Genomic DNA, 21660 nt, shown 5'->3' on the forward strand with positions numbered 1-21660 from the left:
TTGCTCCTGTTCTTTTTTAGTAAATAATATGTTAGTCATTTGATCCCACCCCCGACATCATTTTTCATAGTATACATAAAAATACCCTATAAGAGGGACTTTTTCAAAGTGTCCATCTTATAGGGTACAGTTTACCCATGGCCGCGGGGCTTTTTGGTATGTACTCGCTCTTCGACGAAGCGGTACAGACTATTCGACTTTACTTCTTCGCTATCACAAACCCAGCTGCACCAAACTTCAACCCAAATCCGTTTGTGCAATTGCTGTTACTAGTAGTATAACCTATCAAAAACGTAATAAACGCAAATCATCAAACTGTGAAGAATGTCATCTTTCTGTAGTGTTTGGCATCAAATTGAGATAAATTACATGAACCTTACACTAACCTTTCATTAACATATTGTATGCGGAATGTTCTAATTATATACGTGAGTAATCAGAATATTCACTTACATTAATTTTGAGATAAACATCGTTGCAATTCCAAAATAAATCAGTAATGAAAGGATGTCATTGATCGTCGTAATTAAAGGGCCTGAAGCTACGGCTGGATCTATTTTGAATTTATTAAGGATTAAAGGAATAACCGTTCCTGCAATCGTTCCAATAATCAGTGTGGCAACTAAAGAGGAACCGACTACTAATCCTAGTGTAAAACTACCTTGCCATACATAGGCGATCACGGAGATGACGGCACCACAGACGACACCTAATATAATACCGACAATTAATTCTCTAAAGACTAAGTGTAGCGACTTTTTCATATTCAAGTCTTCAGATACTAGTCCACGTACCACGACCGCTAATGATTGTGTTCCTGTGTTACCGGTCATTCCCGCAATCATCGGCATAAAGAAGGCGAGAGCGACAACCGCTTCTAGCGTTTCTTCGAATTTAGAAATGATACTACCTGAAACGAGTCCGATAAATAATAATAGAATGAGCCAAGGGAGTCTACGATAGGCTGCTACTAAAGGTTTTGTGTTGAAGTCGATAGACTTACCGGAAGCAAAAAGCATTTCAATATCTTTGTTTGCTTCTCTGACAACTAAATCAAGTACTTCATCAGCCCGTATGATTCCCACTAATATATTCTCTTCATTGACAACAGGTAGTGATACGAAATCAAATCGTCCAATCATTTTGGCTACTTCGCCTTGATCAGTCGTATCAGATACCTTTGCAAGACCGGTTTCCATAATTTCTGTTACTATACAATCTGCCTTAGCGAGCAATAAATCCCGGTAGGAAAGCACACCTACTAATTGCTTTTCATCATTAATGATATATACGTAATTTAAGTAATGAGCAAAGGATTCATAATGCTTAAGCTTTTCAATCGTTTTTTCAACAGTGTATGACTGATGAACCCATACATAACGCGTCGTCATAATCCGTCCTGCTGAATCAACTGGATACTTTCGGCGCTGCAAAATATTTCTCTTTTCCTCTAGGCGCAATTTAGCTATGAGTTTATCCGCTTGTTTATCTGATAGATCAGACAAAAGATCGGACAAGTCTTCACTTTTCATTTCCTCTAGCAGTTCTGAAGAACGAATGGGCCCGACTAAATCCAGTACGCGTAACTTTTCATTTTTTGAAAGAAAGCCTAGCATCTTAACCAATTGATCTTTATCCAATACTTCTAAAAATGTAGTATGTCGTTTTCGTGGCAATCGTTTATACTGAGCAGCTATTTCTTTAGGTTGCAGTTCTTTAATTGCTTTTTTCACGGATTCCAGATTACCATCTTTGATTAATTGTATAATTGCTCGTGAAACATCATCTTGATCCCGAATCACCGGCATGTAACGCACCTCGCTTATTTGTAAATAACTATAGTCAATCATTCCCTACTATAGAAGGAAAGAAACCACATGACGCAAAGGAAGTTATTTTGGCCAATAAAAAAGCCTCCGAAGAGACTTTATTGAATTAAATGAGAGTGTTTTTGTCAACTGATTTTGAATTAGTTAAAGGATTATAGCTTTGATTTTCAGCTAGTGGATTCGGATAAATCAACGGACTTCTTTCGATTGCTCCTCGAGTAGGTTTGTGAATTTGATCTGTCGTATAGGAAGTATGTGTTACTTTGACATATAGATGTAAGTCAACCAATTCCGTATTTGAAATGATCATAATAGTGATGAGCTTCGGAGATACCCATTCCAATCAACGCAACTGCAAGTCCATCTTCGATAGCATGTGTGCATGTTTGTTCAACTATATGCCTTTTCTTCAAAGAGTAGATCCTCCTTCAAATTAGTAGAATATGGTTTTGCATTACTTATAAAAATCCCCTTTATAATAGATTCCAATCAGAAATTGCATGTATATATCAAAATATAATATAGAATGCAGGGCTTCCTGTCCTAATTGTCACTTAATTCGAACAGAAAACACGGTATTTGTAATATAATAGTAGGTACTGTCATTGCATTGTTTCACGTTTGTAATCTAACTGTAATATAGACTTGGTAAGATAAGGTTATCAAATCGTTAGGGGTGGCATATTGAAGAAATTATTATTTGCAATGACAGTAGCCATGTTAATCACAGTATTCACAAGCGGGATGAATGAAACATCGGCCGCAGCATCAGTTCACACAGTTAAAAAAGGTGACACACTATATAAAATTTCTCTACAAAACAATGTGTCTGTCTCTAATATTCAGAAATGGAATAACTTAAAATCAACAGTTATTTATCCAAATCAAAAATTGCGTTTAGTAAAGTCTTCTAAAGTGGCGGCAAGCACACCGAAGAAACAAAGTGCACCATCTCGTTCAAATGGAGATAGTGTATCGAAAGAACTTATGGTAAGCGCAACGGCATATACAGCACATTGTAATGGTTGTTCAGGTATTACAAGAACAGGCTTGAACCTGCGTAAAAATCCAGATTTGAAAGTAATTGCAGTAGATCCACGTGTTATCAAATTAGGAACAAAAGTTCACGTTGAAGGTTACGGATATGCTGTCGCTGGAGATACTGGCGGAGCAATCAAAGGTAATAAAATCGACGTATTCATTCCAACTAAATCAGCTGCCTACCAATGGGGCCGTAAAAACGTAAAAGTAAAAGTTCTTAATTAATATATTGAAAGCCTACATAGCATTCTTGCTGTGTAGGCTTTTTTTGTTGAATGTTTTTCTATTTTTGACAAGAAAAAACATGAATCCCGTTATACTGGTATCCATGTTTGAATTATATGAACGAAACGACTTGGTTCTTACCATTCTTTTTTGCTTTATAAAGGGCGAGATCCGCTAAGTGAAATAGATCATTGAAGGCATTCATACTGCGCATTTTATTGTCACTGAGTCCTATGCTAATTGTTATTGGAATGGGTATCACATCTGAAGTAGATGACAAGGATTCAATTTTTCCGGCAAGTAAAGTAGCTTTTCTTTTTGCATTAGCCAAAGAAATATCTTGCATAACTAAAACAAATTCATCGCCACCGAAACGAGCTAGTACATCTTCTTTTCGTATTTCATTAATAGAAGTATGAGCAACAAATTTAATGGCTTCATCGCCAATTAGATGACCATACGTGTCATTGATAGTTTTTAAATTATCGATGTCGAATACAATACAAACTACGGATTTATTAGTTGTTTTGGCTTCCGTCAACCATAGGTTAGTTGTTTCTTCTAAATACTTTCGGTTATAAATACCTGTTAAGTAATCCTTGTTTTCACTGGTTTGATTGGAAGAACCTTGCAGACGGATTTGCAATTCGAGCGCAGCTTTAACTAATTGACTGTCTTCAATTTCATGCAATAAATCGATATACTCCTTCTGAATAATTGCTAATTCATCAAAACTACATAGATTTTCTGCCAACACAATTCGTTTTTGCTGGATATCTTTCAGTAAAGAATAATCTTTCAGTTTTTCTTCACGTTGTTTTGCCATCGTATAAAAGTGGAAAGCCTTTTCGGGCTCGCCAATCAAATCATAGAATCTACCTTTTAAGATTTCAAGGAAAGCTATTTCACGTGGGTGATGATTCATAGTAGGTAATTGGTGCAAATAATCAAGACTAGTCATAGCAAGAGGAGCATTTTGTAGATTAATGGCGGATTCAATCAAGTGTAAATGCGCACGAATCAATAAAATTTCCCTATTTACACCTTTCATTTCTGCAAATGAAACCGCTAATTGTGCAAATTCCAAAGCTTGATCATATTGTTCTATTTTATTGTGCAAAAGGCTTAGTTTATTGTACGCCATGCTGACATAAGAATAATCTTCATTCTCGATCGCTATGGAGAGCATGTCTTCCAATAACTTCTGTCCTCTGTCATAATCCAATGCGAAAGAGCTGACGAAATATTGCAAATAATAAGAGCGCATACAATCGGGCCTGTTGCCATGCAAAACACATTGTGTATGATGCTCTTCTATATGAAAGAGAACTTTTTCAAAATCACCTGTGTAGTAATGAGAGATCGCACAAATGTAATGCGCAGATAAAACGGCATTATTGTTTGAAGATGATAGACCAGAATTTAATAGATTTTCTGCATGTTTAATGACTAGGTCATAGCGTCCTTCGTTTCTTGCTCCATTAATTTTGCTATAAATAGCCGTTATCTCATTTTCCCTTGCCATAGCTGTTCTCCTCCGATATAGGAAGTTTTAGTATTTTATATAGTCTCAATATAATGTTCTTTATTTCCATAAGTATAATGCTATTATACCAGTTGAATAATAAAATAACATATTAGGAAGTACCTATTTCAAGAACGTTTAACGAAAAGTAGTATAGACAATAGTTGTACTTACCCCGTAGTTTGAAAGTATAAACGTCCTACCTCAGAATATGAAGTAAGACGTTAGATTATACACTGTATATTTCTTAATTGGATTGAATTTGTTTAAATAAAGAAATGAAGTGTTCTGGTTCTTCTTCTATTTCAAATGTAAAAACACCTTCATTTGTATGAAGATAAAATAATCCTGTATGACCGGAGAAAGGGCGATAGGATATATCAAATACGTGCTTTAGAGGGAAAATTCGCTCGGATGTCGTAATCCGATCTTGGAATAAGCAAATTGTGTGATAAGATTTTTGGTGCGTTTGTTCTATACGGTCCACGACTCGGTGGATGGAAATATAACTAAGCGAAAGAATTTGCTGATCATCTGAGTTATTCATTAGATAACCTCCTGTTTCGTCAATATCATAACACAGAGTCTGTGCTCATAAAAACGTTAGGAATACTATAGACCTAATTAATACTATGGAACTAATTTTTTACGTAAGTGATTGGCTAAACGAATAAACACTAGAAGCAAAAGAAATGTAACTGCCCCTGCTGTATCTAAATAAACGTCTTGCATCGTGGCTGTGCGGCCTCCTGTAAAGTATTGGTGCAATTCATCAGCACATGCTAATAGAAAGGTAAATAGTGCAGCCAATAATATGCGGCTCTTACTCTTAGGTAGTAGCCAATAAATGACTAAAGATAAAAAACCAAACGTGATGAAGTGTGCAGCTTTTCGGATCAAAAATTCTACAAAATGATAATATCCACGTTCTTCAATAGAAATGGTTCTATTCCAATAAGTAAATTCCCATGTGGATAAAGTAGTTTTGCCGGGCTCATTTGGTAGCAATTCTTGTAATGTTGAAACAAGCGATTGTTGTTCGTATGTCTGACTGGATGAGATCGACAGTCCGACTATGATGCTGATTAATAAAAGAAGAGCGAGTAATTTTTTCATATAGGAATTGTATCATGAAAAGCAACTTATCATGTAAGCCATATATATTTCACTTTGGTTACAAGTAGATATCCATAGCTAATTGAGTGATATGCCCACTAAGTTTTAGAAGGAAGTTTTGCAATTCAAGGGAATAATTCTGTGATATCTCTTACCGACTGTGTAAGGGTATGCTACTATATAACTTAAGTAGCCAATAATCTCTCGATGTATGTCTGTTCTGTTGAACTAGTAATTTTGGTGAAATGGAAACAGGGTGATTTTATACTATTGTGTAACCAGCCTGTAATCGTGCTCGTAAACAAAAGGAGGAAATGTTTTCATGAAATCAAAATCGAAAAAGAAATTTAATAAGTATCTAACAGGTATAGCGTCAGCTGCATTAGTAGCATCAGTGGTGGCTCCAGTCGTCACTGCAGCAGACTTTACTGACGTGGCAGAAAATAACTCACACAAGGATGCTATAGAAGCACTATCAAAAGCGGGTGTTATCTCTGGTTATCCGGACGGTTCATTTAAGCCAAATAAAACCTTAACTCGTTCTGACGTAGTGAAGTTAATGGGAAAGTGGCTAGTATCAATGGATTACAAAGTTCCGACAGACTATAAGACAAAGCCACGTTTTACAGATTTAACTGCAAAGTCGAATGATGAACTCTTACAAGCAGCTGCAATTGTTAAAGACAATAACGTTTTCAAAGGTTATGAAGATGGGTCATTACATGCGGGGGGATCCATTACGCGTGAAAACATGGCGATTGTTTTGGTTCGTGCTTACGATTCAGTTAACAAAACAGATTTATCAGCATACGTACAAAAACAAAAGTTTACTAAAGATGTAATAGATTTGAATAAGGCTAAAGCTGAAGCACGTACTGCAATCGACGTACTCGACTTCTTTGACATTACGAATCCAGCTGCACCAAACTTCAGACCGAAAGATACAACAACACGTGCACAATTCGCTTCATTTCTTTATAAAACTTCACAAGTAAAGATGCCAGACGGAGAAACACCGGAAGCACCAGAAGTAGCTGAAATCACCTCTGTTGAAGCAATTAGTGAAAAGCAGATTGAGTTAAAAGGAAAGAATTTGCAAGTACTAAAGGCTGAACAACTGACAATTGAGGGTAATGAGCTGGCTTCATTTAAAGCAAATGGAGACGGAACGAAAGCGGTACTTGATTTAAAAAACGAACTCACGTCGGGTAATGAGTGGACGCTTACTTTGACGACAAAAGCTGAAACTGAAGGACAACGAGATACAATCACTTCTTATAAGTTCACATACGAATTTAAAGTAGAGGAAATTTCATAAGCATGCAACTAAAATGAAAGTTTCAATTGTAGCTAAGCAAATTGAAATAAGTCTAGCACGAAGATAAACTACTTACACGCCCTATTCCTTGAAGACATTAAAGGAATAGGGCTTTTTTACGTTTAATCAGCTACCAATCAAGGGTACAGGTAAATGACAGACAAACAGAAAGGAATGTTGCTATGAATTGGCTAGAAGGAATTAATTTTACAACCTCATTAGTAGTGCTGATCATATTAGCGATCCCAATTAGTATAGGAATCTTTCTGTACTTTTTTGATCGAAGTCAAAAGCAGCATGCAATTTTACGTAACTATCCTATATTAGGAAGAGTTCGCTATATGTTTGAAAAGGCGGGTCCGGAAGTTAGGCAGTATTTATTCAATGATGATAATAGCGGCAAGCCATTCAGCCGTGAAGAATATTTACATATGGTGATGCCGGGGAAGTATTTAAATAGTGTCATCGGGTTTGGGTCTAAACGAGACTTTCAAGAGCCTGGTTACTACATTCGCAATGCTATGTTTACGAAGCAAAATGAAGAAATGCGTGTGGATAATGATAATCTATTGAGTACGATGCGCTATGAAGTGGATACGGACAATTTATTCTCGCGTAAAGAACATCGCGAAGAAGTGACCACATTGCCCTGGCTGTTACCCGAGGAAGATGCGATTGTATTAGGTCCGAATTGTGAGCATCCATTTGTCGTGAGTAGCTTATTAGGTCAGTCGGGTATGAGTTACGGAGCACTCGGAGAACATGCGATTACTGCATTATCCAAAGGTATTGGTATGGCCAAAGGTGCATGGATGAACACGGGTGAGGGGGGCGTATCAGATCATCACTTGGTAGGTGGAGCAGATATTATTGCGCAGATTGGGTCAGGGTTATTCGGATTCCGAACAGAAGATGGGCAGTTCGATATTGAAAAAGTAAAAGAGAAAGCACAAATACCTCAAATTAAAGCGTTTGAAATTAAGTTGGCCCAAGGAGCAAAAATGCGTGGGGGACATGTAGAAGGAGAGAAGGTTACAGAAGAGATTGCGGCTATTCGAAATGTGAAACCTTATACTTCTATTAACAGTCCAAATCGTTTTAAGCAGTTCCATGATTATCCAACGTTGTTTTCATTCATTGAAGATATCCGTCATGCGGGTGGCAAACCTGTGGGCATCAAAATAGTTATAGGTGGAAAGCAAGATGCTGAAGAATTGGCATCATATATGGCTGAAACAGGTATGGGTCCTGATTTTATCTCACTCGATGGAGCAGAAGGTGGATCGGGCGCTACCTATCAAGACTTGGCGGATAGTGTAGGTTTACCACTTCGTTCGTCACTTATTTTGCTAGATGATGCGTTACGTAAGTTTGAAGTGCGTGATCGAGTAAAAGTGATTGCATCAGGGAAAATCATCACACCTGATAAGGCTGCGATAGCCTTGGCTTTAGGTGCGGACTTGATACAAGTTGCTCGTGGCTTCATGATTTCAGTAGGTTGCATCATGGCAGAGCGATGTCATACGAATACATGCCCAGCTGGTGTGGCAACGACGGACAAGAGTTTACAGCGAGCACTTGTTGTAGAAGAGAAGAAATTCCGTGTGACCAACTATATTTTGACGATGAGAGAAGGATTATTCCGTGTGGCGGCCGCTGCAGGTTTGGATTCTCCCACCAAGTTTGAACGACATCATGTAATCTATAAAGATGAGCGTGGAAACATCCATTCAATCGAATAAAAAAACGACCCGAAGAATGTTCATCGGGTCGTTTTACTGATTATATTCGTCTGAAACTATTGAATTTAGATTTCCAGTATGGATTGTTTAAGTTCACCACTTCGGATTTCTTACCGCCTGCATGAACGAATTTATTGTTTCCAACGTAGATTCCTACATGCGAAATTCCTTTACGGTATGTGTTATGGAAGAATACTAAATCTCCAGGTCTAGGTGATTTAATTTTTGATGATTGTTTATATTGTCCAGTTGTTGTTCGTGAAATAGACTTACCATTTTTCTTGAATGAATACTGGATGAATCCACTGCAATCGAAACCTCTAGTTGTAGTTCCGCCGAAACGATATGGGATTCCACGCAAATTCATTGCTGTTTTCACAACGCCAGATCCTCCGCCTTTAGTATGGGAAGCCGCTGCTACTGCTTTGCCTGTAGATCTCTTTAATAGGGAACTCGAAACATATCCTCTTTTACCGTTGATCTTTACTTTATACCACAATTGTTTACCTGCATATTTTTGATGTGTAAGTTGAACACGTGTACCTTTTTTTAATGTGAAGACTCTTCTATGTTTTGTTCCAGCATCTGCACGTACGTTTGCATTATGTACTGTTATGTATGTACCACTCTTAGCTGTAGCTTTACTTGCCGCATCGGCTGTACCGCCAGAGAATCCGACGAACATGGCTGATGCCATCAAAATTGAACATAAAAACTTTTTCATGAATTTCTCTCCTCCAAAATAATATATATCATTATCTAGCTGTGAATAATATCTTACACGACAGCATAGTAGTTAAACATTACGTTCATATTAAGAAGAGATTACAAGAATCGTGTTTTGTAAACAAATTGTAACAAAGCGAAGAGCCTTCCTATAGTAAAGGAAGGCTCATAACAAATCGAGTTATTTTTTAGGGAACGCAGAAGGTTCTTCATCCTCTATTTGTTCAGATATTACGGCATCCTCTTCTTCAGTAGTAAGATCATTCGTCAGGATTGTATCGTCTTGAGTAGTAGCCGCCAGAACTTCTGGATGTGGTGAGTTTTGCAAAGGTTCATATCCACCATAAGATGGTTCAGACATCGTATCCTCAATTAATGGATCTTTTGTTCTTTCGTGATCAACGACAGGGATAGACGCACTGGGCGATAATCCGTCTGTATAGGAATGTTCGTCTTTCGAATACACACTGTAAGCCCAGCCTTCATCTACATATAACATCATGCCGCCATGTTGAACTTCTTCATAATAGCGGTCTACTTGAATCGTATCCATCCCGATGCCATACATCATTTGTTTAATATGATTTTCTCCAGTTAAGAATCCTATAAAGCGATCTGTCCACGTATCATATGCGGAGTATACATCCGCGCCTGTTCTGCTGCGCAGCATGGATACATCGGTTTCATTTTTAGCGATTACATAAATATTATCATCAAGATAACCCGTTTCTTTTAATTCCTCTATCTTACTTAGAAGGTCAGCATCGTTATAATATACACCAATAAATGTTTTGCTTATGAGTTCATCCATTGTAAAGCCTCCTTCTTTTATAGTTGCTTTATATAATATACCCGTTTCGCGTTCTTCAAAAACATATAGGTAGTTGGTAAAAGATTGCTTATGATCTTAAACTTGAAATAATAAATCGAATGATTTTGCAAAGAGCAGTTACCTCCTAAATATTTGTCACTGATTTATCGATATGGTAATGTGTGAAACATAAAGAACTACAGAAAAGGACGGTTTTTCATGTATAAAAGACTAATGTATGTTCCTCTTTTTCTATCATTTTTGTTGTTGGGAGCATGTAATGTGGATTCAGATAAAATAGAACCAGAACAAACCGAACCTGTACAAAATGTTGTGAATGAAGATATTGAAAAATCGGATATGAAAATAATTGATAATGATTTAAAAAAGGAATTTGAAAAAGAGGAAGGGGTATCTGAACTTAGTTTAGTCATTACAGAAGATGCAGGAGGATTTATATTATTAGATTTTGAGGTGGATGAGGACATGAAACAGGAAGAAGCGAAACTCGTCACTAAAAGATATTATGAAAGACTAGAAAAAGAGTACTCAGATCACAGCATTGATATCCAAGCACGCAAAAGTGGAGAAACATTCGTACAAGAAACAAAAGAAGTCAAATAATGAACGCAAAAATACCGTCCTACCAAAGGGCGGTATTTTTATCGTTAAAACTCATAGATTATTATTCATCTATTCCGTATACTCGATTAAAGGGAGTGGTTGTATTGGATACTCGTAAGGACAAAGAATTTACTAGATGGTGGATATGTATATGGGGTGTGATTTTACTACTAAATGTATTTAGCCTGTCAGCAAATGCAGATAGCTCATTTACTGATGTAAAGACCAGTCATCCTAATTATGCAGATATTATGCGTATGAAAGAGCAAGGCTTCATTAATGGGTATCCTGATGGTACATTCCGACCTCAGGCACAAATTAGCCGAAAGCATGTAGCAAAGTTATTGAATGATGTAGTAAAGTTACCAGCACTACAAAGCGAAAAGCAAGTATACAAAGATCTACCAAAGAGTCACCCGTACTTTGTGCCGATTATGAAGCTGACCGAAGCCGGGATATTCAGTGGCGGTCTGGAAGGGAAGTTCAATCCCGATGCACCGATGACAAGAATTCAGATGGCTAAAGTATTGGACCTGGCATTTGGTTTTCAAATGAAGACGCATTTTGCTTTCGCAGATGTACAGCTGTTTCACTGGGGTTACCCGCATGCAAATGCATTATTCTCCCATGGGGTAGCGAGGGGAAGCGATGGAATGTTCTTCCCGAATCAACCTGTGACACGGGCTCATTATGCAGCATTCTTGCAACGTTCTGTTGACGCGGCGAAGTCTATCCAAAAGGCGGATCTCTTGAAAAAAGATGATGTGTGGGACTTGGCAAACCGTCTACCACTTGCACTTGAAACAGTTTTACTGCAAGGAAAAGAAAGTAATCAACCATTTAGCAAAATTCAAAATCAGTTAAAGCTATATGCAACGGATGCATTTATTGCAGACTTACGAGAGTACTATCCACATGTTTGTACGGCGTGTGATGTGTTGACTTTCCCAACGCTTATTGCAGAGCCAGTTGCTCGCTTTGACTTCAAGCAGACGGGAAATACACTGACGTTGCATACGATTGAATTGGGCGGCGGTCCTACTGCAGGCGGAGAAGTGGACTATATATTTAAAAAAGTTAACGGAAAGTGGAAAATCGATAGCTATATGTTTACGTTAGTCAGTGCGGATCATTTTAATCTAACAATAGATGAAGCGAAGAAGATCCTAACTTACTTCTATTCGGACCCAAGCCAGAAGCCTGCACGAGTCACTTACAAGTTTTCAAACAGTGAAACTGCGAGTGATTACGTAACGGAAGAAATCTATGAATATGAAGAGTATATTTTCACTATCGAAACGTCTAATAATAGTTTTGATGTGTACTTTGCATCAAATGATGGTAGATTTGAAGAGTATTAAATAAATGTAAAAGTAATCATCGTCAACATGTAGATGATTACTTTTTATATTGCTGTACGCATACTGACTGCTACATTGATGAATTTGGTTAATTTGTTAGAAAAGAATCATTGCGATATACTAATTAGAATCTATAGAGAGAGTGGGGAATTCATTGGGGAAAAAGACAGCGATTATACATTCAGCTATAGAAGTATTTCAAGAACAGGGAATTGAGAAAACGAAAATCTCTGATATCGTCAAGCGTGCAGGAATCGCACAAGGGACGTTTTATTTATACTTTCCATCAAAATTATCTCTAATGCCTGCAATTGCGGAAGTAATGGTTATGAAAACGATTGAAATAGTCAAACAAACGGTTGATGATGAAGCCACGTACCCGAAACAGTTTGAACAAATGGTAGAGGCGATATTTGAAGTGAACAAAGAGTATTACGAAATATTGGCCGTCATCTATTCGGGGCTTGCTTCAACAGAACATATCAGGGAGTGGGAATCGGTATACGCACCATTTTATGAATGGATCAGCGAAAAGCTTGAAGCTGCCAAAATAGCAGGTGCAGTTCGCCAATCGATCAAACCTGACCGGACAGCAAAGATTATTATCGGTCTTATTGAATCGACAGCCGAGCAAGTATTCCTGTATGCACAACATGATGAAAGTGAAGCCGATAGACAGAAAGAAGAAGTCCTTGATTTCATGTCTCATGCACTGCATTTTCAAACAGTGAAAGGTTAACATAGCAAAATGTTAGCTTTTGTGATAAAATGAATGACAGTCAGTCAAATAGAGAGAGAAAACAAATTGGAGCGGATCGTATGAATAAAGCATGGCTATATGTCGCATTAACTAGCTTTTTTGAATTAGTGTGGATTTTTGGATTTAATACAGCGACTCACTGGTGGCATTGGATAGTGATTATAGGCTTTATCTTTGTGGATTTTCATTTCCTCACGAAAGCATGTGAAGGTTTACCAACCGGAACCGTCTATGCGGTATTCGCTGGAATCGGTACAGTCGGTACATCTTTAATGGATGTCATGTTCTTCGGTGAACATATTAGTATAGGGAAGATCTTTTTCATCTTCATTCTAGTACTGGGTGTTGCAGGATTAAAGATAGCGGATGGTCAGGATGAAAAGAAAGTGCTGAAGGGATTGAAAGACGATGGGTTGGATTCTAGTATTCTTGGCAGCTCTAAGTGAGTTTGCCGGTGTGATAGGGCTGAAGAAATTCAGTGAAAAGAAAACATGGGGGAATGGATTATTATACTACGGAGGATTCGGTATCGCGTTCTTCTTTTTATATAACTCCTTTAAGTTTTTGCAAGTCAGTACAGCATATGCCGTGTGGATTGGTATAGGTACAGCAGGTGCCGTACTCATTAATATGGTGTTCTTCGGTGAATCGAAGAGTACAGGTAGAGTAGTGAGTCTTATCCTCATCGTCATCGGCGTAGTTGGACTCAAAGCATTATCATAAAACATATCTCCTATATATAGAAGGAGATGTACTAATAGAATGGAAAATGGACATGCCTATATAAATAAGGCATGTCCATTTTATTGAATCCGAAAGATCAGCTACTGAGTTTTATCGATTCCAAGGCACGTTTACGTATCTCGTGTTCTAACATTTGGATGAACTCGAGATTTAGTTGATACTTTTGCGCCTGTTGATAGGAATAGAGTAACATTTGATCCGATAAATGTAGCACAGTAGAATCGCCTCCTTTAGGATGAATTGATTGAAATCAGTCTGCATGCTTCTCTCTAGATGTTATCTCTTACTTTACCAAAGGAATCTGAAAAGAACAAGCGTTCGAATTGTCCACAGTACCGGTGGGTAAGCTGTGGGTAATATGTGTACTGTTTACATAAACTGCCAAGATATGCGGTGTATAATGTGTATAGAGTTATGAACAAAATATAAATGTCGAATGCTGTCGAGCGAAACTTGTCATTTGCAATGAATAAATAACGAATTCATGAATAGGGCCAGCAGAGTAATAGTTGGATTCTAGTAAATTGATACATAAATAGAAGTAAGACTAGTGAGGAACAAAACTAAAAATCTAATCAATCCATACGAAGTAATAGGGTCTAGGTGGATTATTGATTGAAAGTACAACCATGTCGTCTATTTATATAGTATCGATATTACCTAAGTTTCTTTTCTTCAATGAAAGAAACGAGATTAAGTCAAAAAACTTTTAATAAAATTTGATATGCAATATATCGCACCGTGGCGCGTGTGTAAGCGTATTCAGATGTTTTTAATTAGTCACAATTAACGAAAAACTTTAAAAATACGGTTGACCTTTATTCATATACAAGATATGATTACAACAATCTAGTTCATAGCGGTGAACATTTCACTAGCTGTTCAGAATATTCGACTGAATGAAATTAATATAATTAGCAATTGATTCGTTCAATTAGTTTAGGAGAGATTGCAAATGAGAAGTGACATGATAAAAAAAGGAATCGATCGTGCACCACATCGTAGCTTACTATACGCAGCTGGTGTTAAAACGAAAGACATGAACAAACCATTTATCGGAGTGTGTAACTCCTATATAGATATTATTCCGGGACATATGCACTTGAACAAATTCGCGGAAGTAGTTAAAGAAGCGATTTGGGAAGCGGGCGGCGTGCCGTTTGAATTTAACACAATCGGTGTAGATGATGGAATTGCAATGGGGCATATTGGTATGCGTTATTCATTGCCAAGCCGAGAGTTAATTGCAGATTCAGCAGAAACAGTCATTAATGCGCACTGGTTTGATGGAGTCTTCTATATACCTAACTGTGACAAAATCACACCAGGTATGCTGATGGCAGCTGTTAGAACAAACGTCCCTTCTGTATTCGTTTCAGGTGGACCGATGGAAGCTGGTGTTTCCGCAACAGGCGATGTTCTATCATTAACTTCTGTGTTTGAAGGTGTTGGAGCATACAAGAGCGGTAAGATGTCAGCTGAAACATTGCTTGATATTGAGCAGAATGCTTGTCCTTCATGCGGATCTTGTTCTGGCATGTTCACAGCGAACTCCATGAACTCGTTGATGGAAATGCTCGGTATGGCTCTTCCAGGAAATGCGACAATTCTTGCCACGTCTGATGATCGCCATAGACTAATTAAAGATGCAGCGAAACACTTAATGAATTGTATTAAAAATGATATTAAACCACGTGACATCATCACGAAAGAAACAATCGACGATGCATTCGCACTTGATATGGCAATGGGTGGTTCGACGAATACAGTCCTTCACACATTAGCGATCGCTCACGAAGCAGAAATTGATTACAATATTGAAGATGTTAACGAGGTAGCAAAACGAGTGCCGTACTTATCCAAGATCATGCCAGCTTCAGATTATTCGATGGATGATGTTGAAAAAGCCGGTGGTGTCAGCGCAATTATCAATGAATTGTGTAAAATTGATGGAGCGATACACAAAGATCGTATTACAATCACAGGCAAGACGATTGCGGAAGATGTTGCAGGACATGAAATTACGAATACAGATGTCATACGAACGAAAGATAATCCATATAGTCCAGTAGGTGGCCTGTCCATTCTATTTGGAAACATTGCTCCTGAAGGTTCTGTTATTAAAGTGGGGGCAGTTGACCCTTCTATCACGGAGTTCAGAGGAGAAGCAATTGTCTTTGAATCCCAAGAAGAAGCGCAAGAAAATATTGATAATGACACTGTCAAAGCAGGCCATGTTGTCGTCATTCGATATGAAGGACCTAAAGGTGGACCGGGGATGCCAGAAATGTTGGCACCAACTTCCGCAATTATGGGTAAAGGGCTAGGTAAGGAAGTTGCGTTGATTACAGATGGTCGTTTCTCTGGAGCTTCGCGAGGTATTTCAATTGGACATATCTCACCAGAAGCAGCATCCGGTGGACCGATTGCACTTGTAGAGAACGGAGATATTATCGAAATTGATCTGACGAAACGTACGATCGAACTTGTAGTATCTGATGAAGTTCTTGCAGAACGACGCCACGCATTGAAACCATTTGAACCTAAAATTAAAAAAGGATATCTTGCTAGATATTCGCAATTAGTTACTTCAGCAAGCACTGGTGGAGTTATGAAAATTTAATATACAAAACGTTGATGAGGTTAAAGTAGATAGAAAATGTATTCACAGAGAGCCGGCGGTGCTGCAAGTCCGGCAATACAGCTATTTGCGACATCCCCTCGGAGTGGATTGCTAAAAGGTATACCGATTAGGCAGTCCCGGGCTCGATTTTCGGGCTCGTTAGCAATGAGAAAGTACAGCTTCGGCTTGCTTTTTCTTAAGGTGACTAACGTCACGAACTAGGGTGGTACCATGAAAGCTTTTTCATCCCTATGTAAAGAGAGTAGAATTCTTTGCGTGGGATGAAAAGGTTTTTTTTTTAGGAAAAAACGTCATTGGCTAAAATATATATAGTTGAAAATTGTAAGGAGGAGTTCAGTATGAGTGCTGAAGTACAAGAAAAACAGACTGCATCTACTATGCCAAAGGAACAAGCCGTAAATAAACCTGCAGATGGTTCTGCCATCTTGATTCAATCTCTTAAAGAACAGAACGTAGAAATAATCTTTGGATATCCTGGAGGAGCAGTTCTCCCCATCTATGATGCGCTATATAACGATCCGATACCACACGTATTAGCACGTCACGAACAAGGTGCAATTCACGCGGCAGAAGGATATGCAAGAGTCTCTGGAAAAACAGGTGTGGTCATTGCTACATCAGGTCCAGGTGCAACGAACTTAGTAACGGGCATTACAGATGCCATGATGGATTCACTTCCATTAGTAGTTATTACAGGCCAAGTAGCAACTACAGTGATTGGATCGGACGCTTTCCAAGAAGCGGATATTATTGGAATTACTCAACCAATTACAAAACATAACTATCAAGTGCAAAGTGTAGCGGACATTCCACGTATTTTGCGTGAGGCATTCCACATTGCCTCCACTGGAAGACCAGGCCCGGTCGTAGTCGATGTACCGAAAAATGTTGCAACAGATCTCTTTGTACCCGTTGAAAAAGAAGATAAAGAAGTGAATTTGCCTGGTTATCAGCCAACTATTACACCAAATTATCTGCAAATTCAAAAAGCTTCGAAAGCTATCTCTAATGCAAAAAAGCCCATGATTCTTGCAGGTGCAGGTGTACTTCATGCAGGCGGAACGGTAGAGCTGAAGGAACTTATTGAAACGCATCGTATTCCAGTAGTCAATACATTACTTGGCTTGGGTACAATCCACGGAGAGCATGAACTGTTTTACGGAATGGCTGGAATGCACGGTACGGCAACTGCCAACTATGCTCTAAGCGAATGCGATTTATTGCTCAATGTGGGTGCTCGTTTTGATGATCGTCTAACAGGTAACTTGGATGCATTCTTGCCGAATGCACGGGTCATTCACATAGATATCGATCCAGCAGAGATTGGAAAAAACGTTGTGACTGAAATTCCTATTGTGGCTGATGCGAAAGAAGCGTTAACCGCATTGCTTAAGGCAGATTTCAAATCACCGGACACAGTAGAATGGGTAAGCTATTTAAACGGTTTAGCGGATAAATACCCACTTTGGTATCAAACGGATGAAGAAGCATTATTACCGCAGCAAGCACTTGAGATTATACATCGGATTACAAATGGGGATGCGATCGTCACAACAGACGTTGGACAGCACCAAATGTGGACTGCTCAATATTATCGTTTCAATAATCCGGATAACTGGGTAACTTCAGGTGGATTAGGAACAATGGGCTTTGGCTTCCCAGCTGCAATCGGTGCACAACTTGCAAGACCGAAAGAGCGTGTCATTGCTATTGTTGGAGACGCGGGCTTCCAAATGACAGCACAAGAGCTTTCACTTCTTCAGGAAATGCGGATTCCGGTGAAAGTCATCATTTTAAATAACGGTGCACTAGGTATGGTACGTCAGTGGCAAGAGACATTCTACGAAGAACGTTACTCACAGTCACTAGTTCCAGTACAACCAGACTTCATTAAATTGGCGGAAGCATATGACCTGAAAGGGTATCGCATTCACAATTTAGAAGAAGCGGAAAAGGTATTTACAGAAGCGCTATTATCTGACGAGCCGGTCTTGATTGATTGCCGAGTGAAACAACGTGAAAACGTCTATCCGATGGTTGCTCCAGGTAAGGGATTACAAGACATGATTGGAGTGAGTCCTCAGTGAAACGAATTATTACAGTAACAGTAATTAATCAGAGCGGAGTGTTAAACCGTGTAACGGGACTGCTAATGAAGCGTCAATTCAATATTGAAAGTATGACTGTTGGTGCTACGGAACAGCCAAATAGATCCAAGATGACCTTTCAAGTTCATGTAGAAGATGAAACCAAAATTGAACAACTTGTAAAACAGCTGCAAAAGCAGATTGATGTTATTACAGTGAAAGATATAACAGACAAAGCAATCGTGTTACGTGAGTTAGCGCTAGTAAAGGTCATCTCACCACCACAGATTCGCTCTGAGATGAATAGTATTGTGGAACCTTTCCGTCCGACTATAGTCGATTCCGGAAAGAATGTAGTAACGTACCAAGTAACGGGTGATCCAGATAAAATCGAAGCGTTTATCGATTTGCTGAAACCATATGGCATCAAAGAATTAACACGAACTGGCGCAACCGGCTTTGCCCGCGATATGCAAAAGGTTCAAGCACCACAGTTATCAATTTTAAAATAATAACACACACACACTAGGGGGAAATTAAAATGACGAAAATGTATTATAACCAGGATATCAATGAAGGACTATTAGAAGGAAAAACTATCGCAATTATTGGCTACGGTTCACAAGGGCACGCACACGCACGTAACTTGAAAGATTCAGGATTCAACGTAGTAGTAGGAATTCGTGCTGGAAAATCATTCGACCAAGCGAAATCGGACGGCCTTGAAGCACTTTCAGTAAAAGAAGCTTCTGAAAAAGCAGACTTGATCATGATCTTACTGCCGGATGAAAACCAAAAAGCAGTATACGAAGCAGAAATTGAACCAGCTCTTGCTAAAGGAAAATCTTTAGTATTCGCACACGGTTTCAACGTACACTTCGGTGAAATCAAACCACCTGCTGACGTAGATGTATTCCTAGTAGCTCCAAAAGGACCAGGACATCTTGTACGTAGAACGTTCGAAGCTGGCGGCGGAGTTCCTGCACTATTCGCAGTGTATCAAGACGTATCTGGCCAAGCTAAAGATGTTGCTCTTGCATATGCAAAAGGTATCGGATCTGCTCGTGGTGGTGTTTTGGAAACAACATTCGAAGAAGAGACAGTTACAGATCTATTCGGAGAGCAAGCTGTACTATGTGGTGGCTTAACTTCACTAGTTAAAGCTGGATTCGAAACTCTAGTAGAAGCTGGATACCAGCCTGAACTAGCTTATTTCGAAACATTGCATGAAACAAAACTAATCGTTGACTTAATGTATGAAGGCGGAATGGCTGGAATGCGTTACTCCATCTCTGACACTGCTGAGTGGGGCGATTTCGTTTCTGGACCACGCGTAATCGATGCAGATACAAAAGCACGTATGAAAGATATTCTAACTGACATCCAATCAGGTAAATTCGCAAAAGAATGGATTGAAGAGAATGAAAACGGACGTCCTAATTTCAACGCAATCGAAGAAGCAGAAGCTAAGCACCAAATCGAAGAAGTAGGACAGAAGCTTCGTTCTATGATGCCATTCATCAACGAAGGAGCTAAATCAAAAGAGGAAGAAGTGGTAGCGAGTGAGAAAAATTGATCTTTTCGATACAACTCTTCGCGACGGTGAGCAATCTGCAGGAATTAATTTAAATACGGTAGAAAAATTAGAGATCGCTCGTCAGTTAGAAAAACTTGGGGTAGCAGTTATTGAAGCAGGATTTCCTGCTTCTTCTCCAGGTGATTTCGAAGCCGTTCAACGCATTGCCAATACAGTGAAAAATTCTACTGTTACAGGTCTTGCTAGAGCAATGAAAAATGACATTGATGTCACATGGGAAGCGTTACGTGGCGGAGAACAACCGCATATCCATGTGTTTTTAGCTACATCACCCATTCATATGGAGTATAAGTTAAAGAAGTCTCCGGACGAAGTAGTGGATATTGCAGTAGATGCAGTCAAATACGCCAAACAGTATTTCCCTCTCGTTCAGTGGTCGGCAGAAGATGCTTTCCGTTCTGATAAGGAATACCTTGTACGTATTATTAATCAAGTAATTGCGGCAGGAGCTACAACTATTAATGTTCCGGATACTGTAGGCTATGCAACACCTGCAGAATACGGCGCTCTATTCAAGTATTTGAAAGAGAATGTAACAGGAATAGAGAACGTGAAACTTTCAGCTCATTGTCATGATGACCTTGGGATGGCTGTTGCAAACTCCATTGCGGCAGTTGAGAATGGTGCGGACCAAGTAGAATGTACGATTAACGGTATTGGAGAGCGCGCTGGCAATGCAGCATTAGAAGAAATTGCTGTCGCCATGCACATCCGTAAAGACTTCTACAACATAGAAACTGGGATCAACTTAAAAGAGATCAAAAAAGCTAGTCAGCTTGTTAGCCGGTTGACAGGGGTAGTTATCCAGCCAAACAAAGCAGTCGTCGGAAAGAACGCATTCGCCCATGAATCTGGAATTCACCAGGATGGCATGCTGAAAAACCGTGAGACATACGAAATTATCACGCCAGAATTAATTGGTGAAACGGATATACCGTTAGCATTAGGTAAACACTCCGGACGTGCTGCGTTCAAAGATCGGGCAATGACTATGGGGTTTGAATTGACTGATCATCAATTAAATGAAGCATTTGATGACTTCAAAAAATTAGCAGACCGTAAAAAAGAAATTACAGAAGACGATTTGTTTGTTCTATTTACAGGACAACAATTGGCGGATACGGATACACCGATTTACGAATTGCATAATGTTCAAGTACAATACGGAACGAATAATATTCCGACAGCTACTGTGACAGCGACAGTGCCAAGCGGAGAAACAGTTACTGTGGCAACGACTGGCGCAGGTTCTGTTGAATCAATTTTCAACGCACTGGAATTGGCTGTTAAAGGTGAAGTACTCATTCTCGATTATCGTGTAACATCGATCGGTAAAGGCCGCGATGCACTGGGAGAGGCAGTAGTCAACTTAAGACATAACGGACTCGAGCTTACTGGCCGAGATGTAGCGCAAGACGTGCTAGAAGCGTCTGCAAAAGCTTATTTGAATGCTATCAATCGTCAACTAGTTCGCGAACAATTGCGGAAAGAAGAGTTAATGAAATAAGCA

21 protein-coding genes are annotated in these 21660 nt (G+C 39.0%); 13 read left to right on the plus strand and 8 right to left on the minus strand.

Translation table 11 applies throughout. The features are described 5' to 3' along the window. Positions 1-449: 449 nt before the first annotated feature. Together mgtE and CSV68_RS17555 are read right to left on the minus strand one after the other, a co-directional pair. Positions 450-1808, minus strand: coding sequence for a magnesium transporter (gene mgtE / locus CSV68_RS14515; protein ID WP_099635033.1), 1359 nt, complete (start codon positions 1806-1808; stop codon positions 450-452). A gap of 302 nt (positions 1809-2110) precedes the next feature. After that, a complete protein-coding gene (locus CSV68_RS17555; RefSeq protein ID WP_255407216.1) occupies positions 2111-2242 on the minus strand; it encodes a hypothetical protein in 132 nt (43 codons plus the stop codon). Positions 2243-2513: 271 nt separating this feature from the next. Between CSV68_RS17555 and CSV68_RS14520 the strand changes: the two genes are divergently transcribed. Continuing rightward, positions 2514-3095 carry a 3D domain-containing protein gene (locus CSV68_RS14520; RefSeq protein WP_099635034.1) on the plus strand — a complete coding sequence of 194 codons (582 nt, stop codon included), beginning with the start codon at positions 2514-2516 and terminating at the stop codon, positions 3093-3095. Positions 3096-3207: 112 nt separating this feature from the next. On the opposite strand, the gene CSV68_RS14525 is transcribed toward CSV68_RS14520, so the two are convergent. From CSV68_RS14525 to CSV68_RS14535, 3 genes are all read right to left on the minus strand, one after another. After that, entirely contained in the window at positions 3208-4620 is a 1413-nt protein-coding gene (locus tag CSV68_RS14525; RefSeq protein ID WP_099662510.1) for a GGDEF domain-containing protein, read from the minus strand. Between the two features lie 247 nt (positions 4621-4867). Further along, entirely contained in the window at positions 4868-5167 is a 300-nt protein-coding gene (locus tag CSV68_RS14530; RefSeq protein WP_099635036.1) for a hypothetical protein, read from the minus strand. 83 nt (positions 5168-5250) lie between these two features. Next, on the minus strand, positions 5251-5736 hold the full coding sequence (locus CSV68_RS14535) for a VanZ family protein (protein WP_099635037.1): 486 nt from the start codon (positions 5734-5736) through the stop codon (positions 5251-5253). Positions 5737-6058: 322 nt separating this feature from the next. Between CSV68_RS14535 and CSV68_RS14540 the strand changes: the two genes are divergently transcribed. Next, positions 6059-7054: an S-layer homology domain-containing protein gene (locus CSV68_RS14540; protein WP_099635038.1), complete on the plus strand. Its 996-nt coding sequence runs from the start codon at positions 6059-6061 to the stop codon at positions 7052-7054. Between the two features lie 182 nt (positions 7055-7236). Next, a complete protein-coding gene (locus CSV68_RS14545) occupies positions 7237-8796 on the plus strand; it encodes an FMN-binding glutamate synthase family protein (protein WP_099662511.1) in 1560 nt (519 codons plus the stop codon). A 40-nt stretch (positions 8797-8836) separates the two neighbouring features. Here CSV68_RS14545 and CSV68_RS14550 read toward each other — a convergent pair whose 3' ends face one another. Further along, positions 8837-9520: a C40 family peptidase gene (locus CSV68_RS14550; RefSeq protein ID WP_099635040.1), complete on the minus strand. Its 684-nt coding sequence runs from the start codon at positions 9518-9520 to the stop codon at positions 8837-8839. A 183-nt stretch (positions 9521-9703) separates the two neighbouring features. Further along, the gene (locus CSV68_RS14555; RefSeq protein WP_099635041.1) at positions 9704-10333 is read right to left on the minus strand and encodes a YflT domain-containing protein; all 630 of its coding nucleotides are present in this window, start codon (positions 10331-10333) and stop codon (positions 9704-9706) included. Positions 10334-10615: 282 nt separating this feature from the next. Here CSV68_RS14555 and CSV68_RS14560 point away from each other — a divergent pair, with 282 nt between their 5' ends. From CSV68_RS14560 to CSV68_RS14580, 5 genes are all read left to right on the plus strand, one after another. After that, on the plus strand, positions 10616-10957 hold the full coding sequence (locus CSV68_RS14560; protein WP_099635042.1) for a hypothetical protein: 342 nt from the start codon (positions 10616-10618) through the stop codon (positions 10955-10957). Then, positions 10957-12318, plus strand: a complete 1362-nt coding sequence (locus tag CSV68_RS14565; protein ID WP_099662513.1) for an S-layer homology domain-containing protein — start codon at positions 10957-10959, stop codon at positions 12316-12318. Before CSV68_RS14560 ends, CSV68_RS14565 begins: the two co-directional genes overlap by 1 nt. 154 nt (positions 12319-12472) lie before the next feature. Further along, positions 12473-13057, plus strand: a complete 585-nt coding sequence (locus CSV68_RS14570) for a TetR/AcrR family transcriptional regulator (RefSeq protein ID WP_099635044.1) — start codon at positions 12473-12475, stop codon at positions 13055-13057. Between the two features lie 80 nt (positions 13058-13137). Further along, positions 13138-13524, plus strand: a complete 387-nt coding sequence (locus tag CSV68_RS14575; RefSeq protein WP_099635045.1) for a DMT family transporter — start codon at positions 13138-13140, stop codon at positions 13522-13524. Next, positions 13487-13801 carry a DMT family transporter gene (locus tag CSV68_RS14580; protein ID WP_099635046.1) on the plus strand — a complete coding sequence of 105 codons (315 nt, stop codon included), beginning with the start codon at positions 13487-13489 and terminating at the stop codon, positions 13799-13801. The genes CSV68_RS14575 and CSV68_RS14580 overlap by 38 nt, the downstream gene beginning before the upstream one ends. 97 nt (positions 13802-13898) lie before the next feature. Here CSV68_RS14580 and sda read toward each other — a convergent pair whose 3' ends face one another. Further along, complete coding sequence (sda, locus tag CSV68_RS17560; protein WP_233190482.1) at positions 13899-14015, minus strand: sporulation histidine kinase inhibitor Sda; 117 nt, start codon at positions 14013-14015, stop codon at positions 13899-13901. Between the two features lie 762 nt (positions 14016-14777). On the opposite strand from sda, the gene ilvD reads away from it, so the two are divergent. The 5 genes from ilvD (at position 14778) to CSV68_RS14610 (ending at position 21657) form a co-directional block, all read left to right on the plus strand. Then, positions 14778-16445: a dihydroxy-acid dehydratase gene (ilvD, locus tag CSV68_RS14590; RefSeq protein WP_099635048.1), complete on the plus strand. Its 1668-nt coding sequence runs from the start codon at positions 14778-14780 to the stop codon at positions 16443-16445. A 359-nt stretch (positions 16446-16804) separates the two neighbouring features. Continuing rightward, entirely contained in the window at positions 16805-18553 is a 1749-nt protein-coding gene (gene ilvB / locus CSV68_RS14595; RefSeq protein ID WP_099662514.1) for a biosynthetic-type acetolactate synthase large subunit, read from the plus strand. Further along, positions 18550-19065, plus strand: a complete 516-nt coding sequence (gene ilvN, locus CSV68_RS14600; RefSeq protein ID WP_099635050.1) for an acetolactate synthase small subunit — start codon at positions 18550-18552, stop codon at positions 19063-19065. Before ilvB ends, ilvN begins: the two co-directional genes overlap by 4 nt. Positions 19066-19094: 29 nt before the next feature. Beyond that, complete coding sequence (gene ilvC, locus CSV68_RS14605) at positions 19095-20129, plus strand: ketol-acid reductoisomerase (RefSeq protein ID WP_099635051.1); 1035 nt, start codon at positions 19095-19097, stop codon at positions 20127-20129. Beyond that, on the plus strand, positions 20116-21657 hold the full coding sequence (locus CSV68_RS14610; protein ID WP_099635052.1) for a 2-isopropylmalate synthase: 1542 nt from the start codon (positions 20116-20118) through the stop codon (positions 21655-21657). The genes ilvC and CSV68_RS14610 overlap by 14 nt, the downstream gene beginning before the upstream one ends. Positions 21658-21660 lie beyond the last annotated feature (3 nt).

Source organism: Sporosarcina sp. P29, from assembly GCF_002743265.1.
GTDB lineage: Bacteria > Bacillota > Bacilli > Bacillales_A > Planococcaceae > Sporosarcina.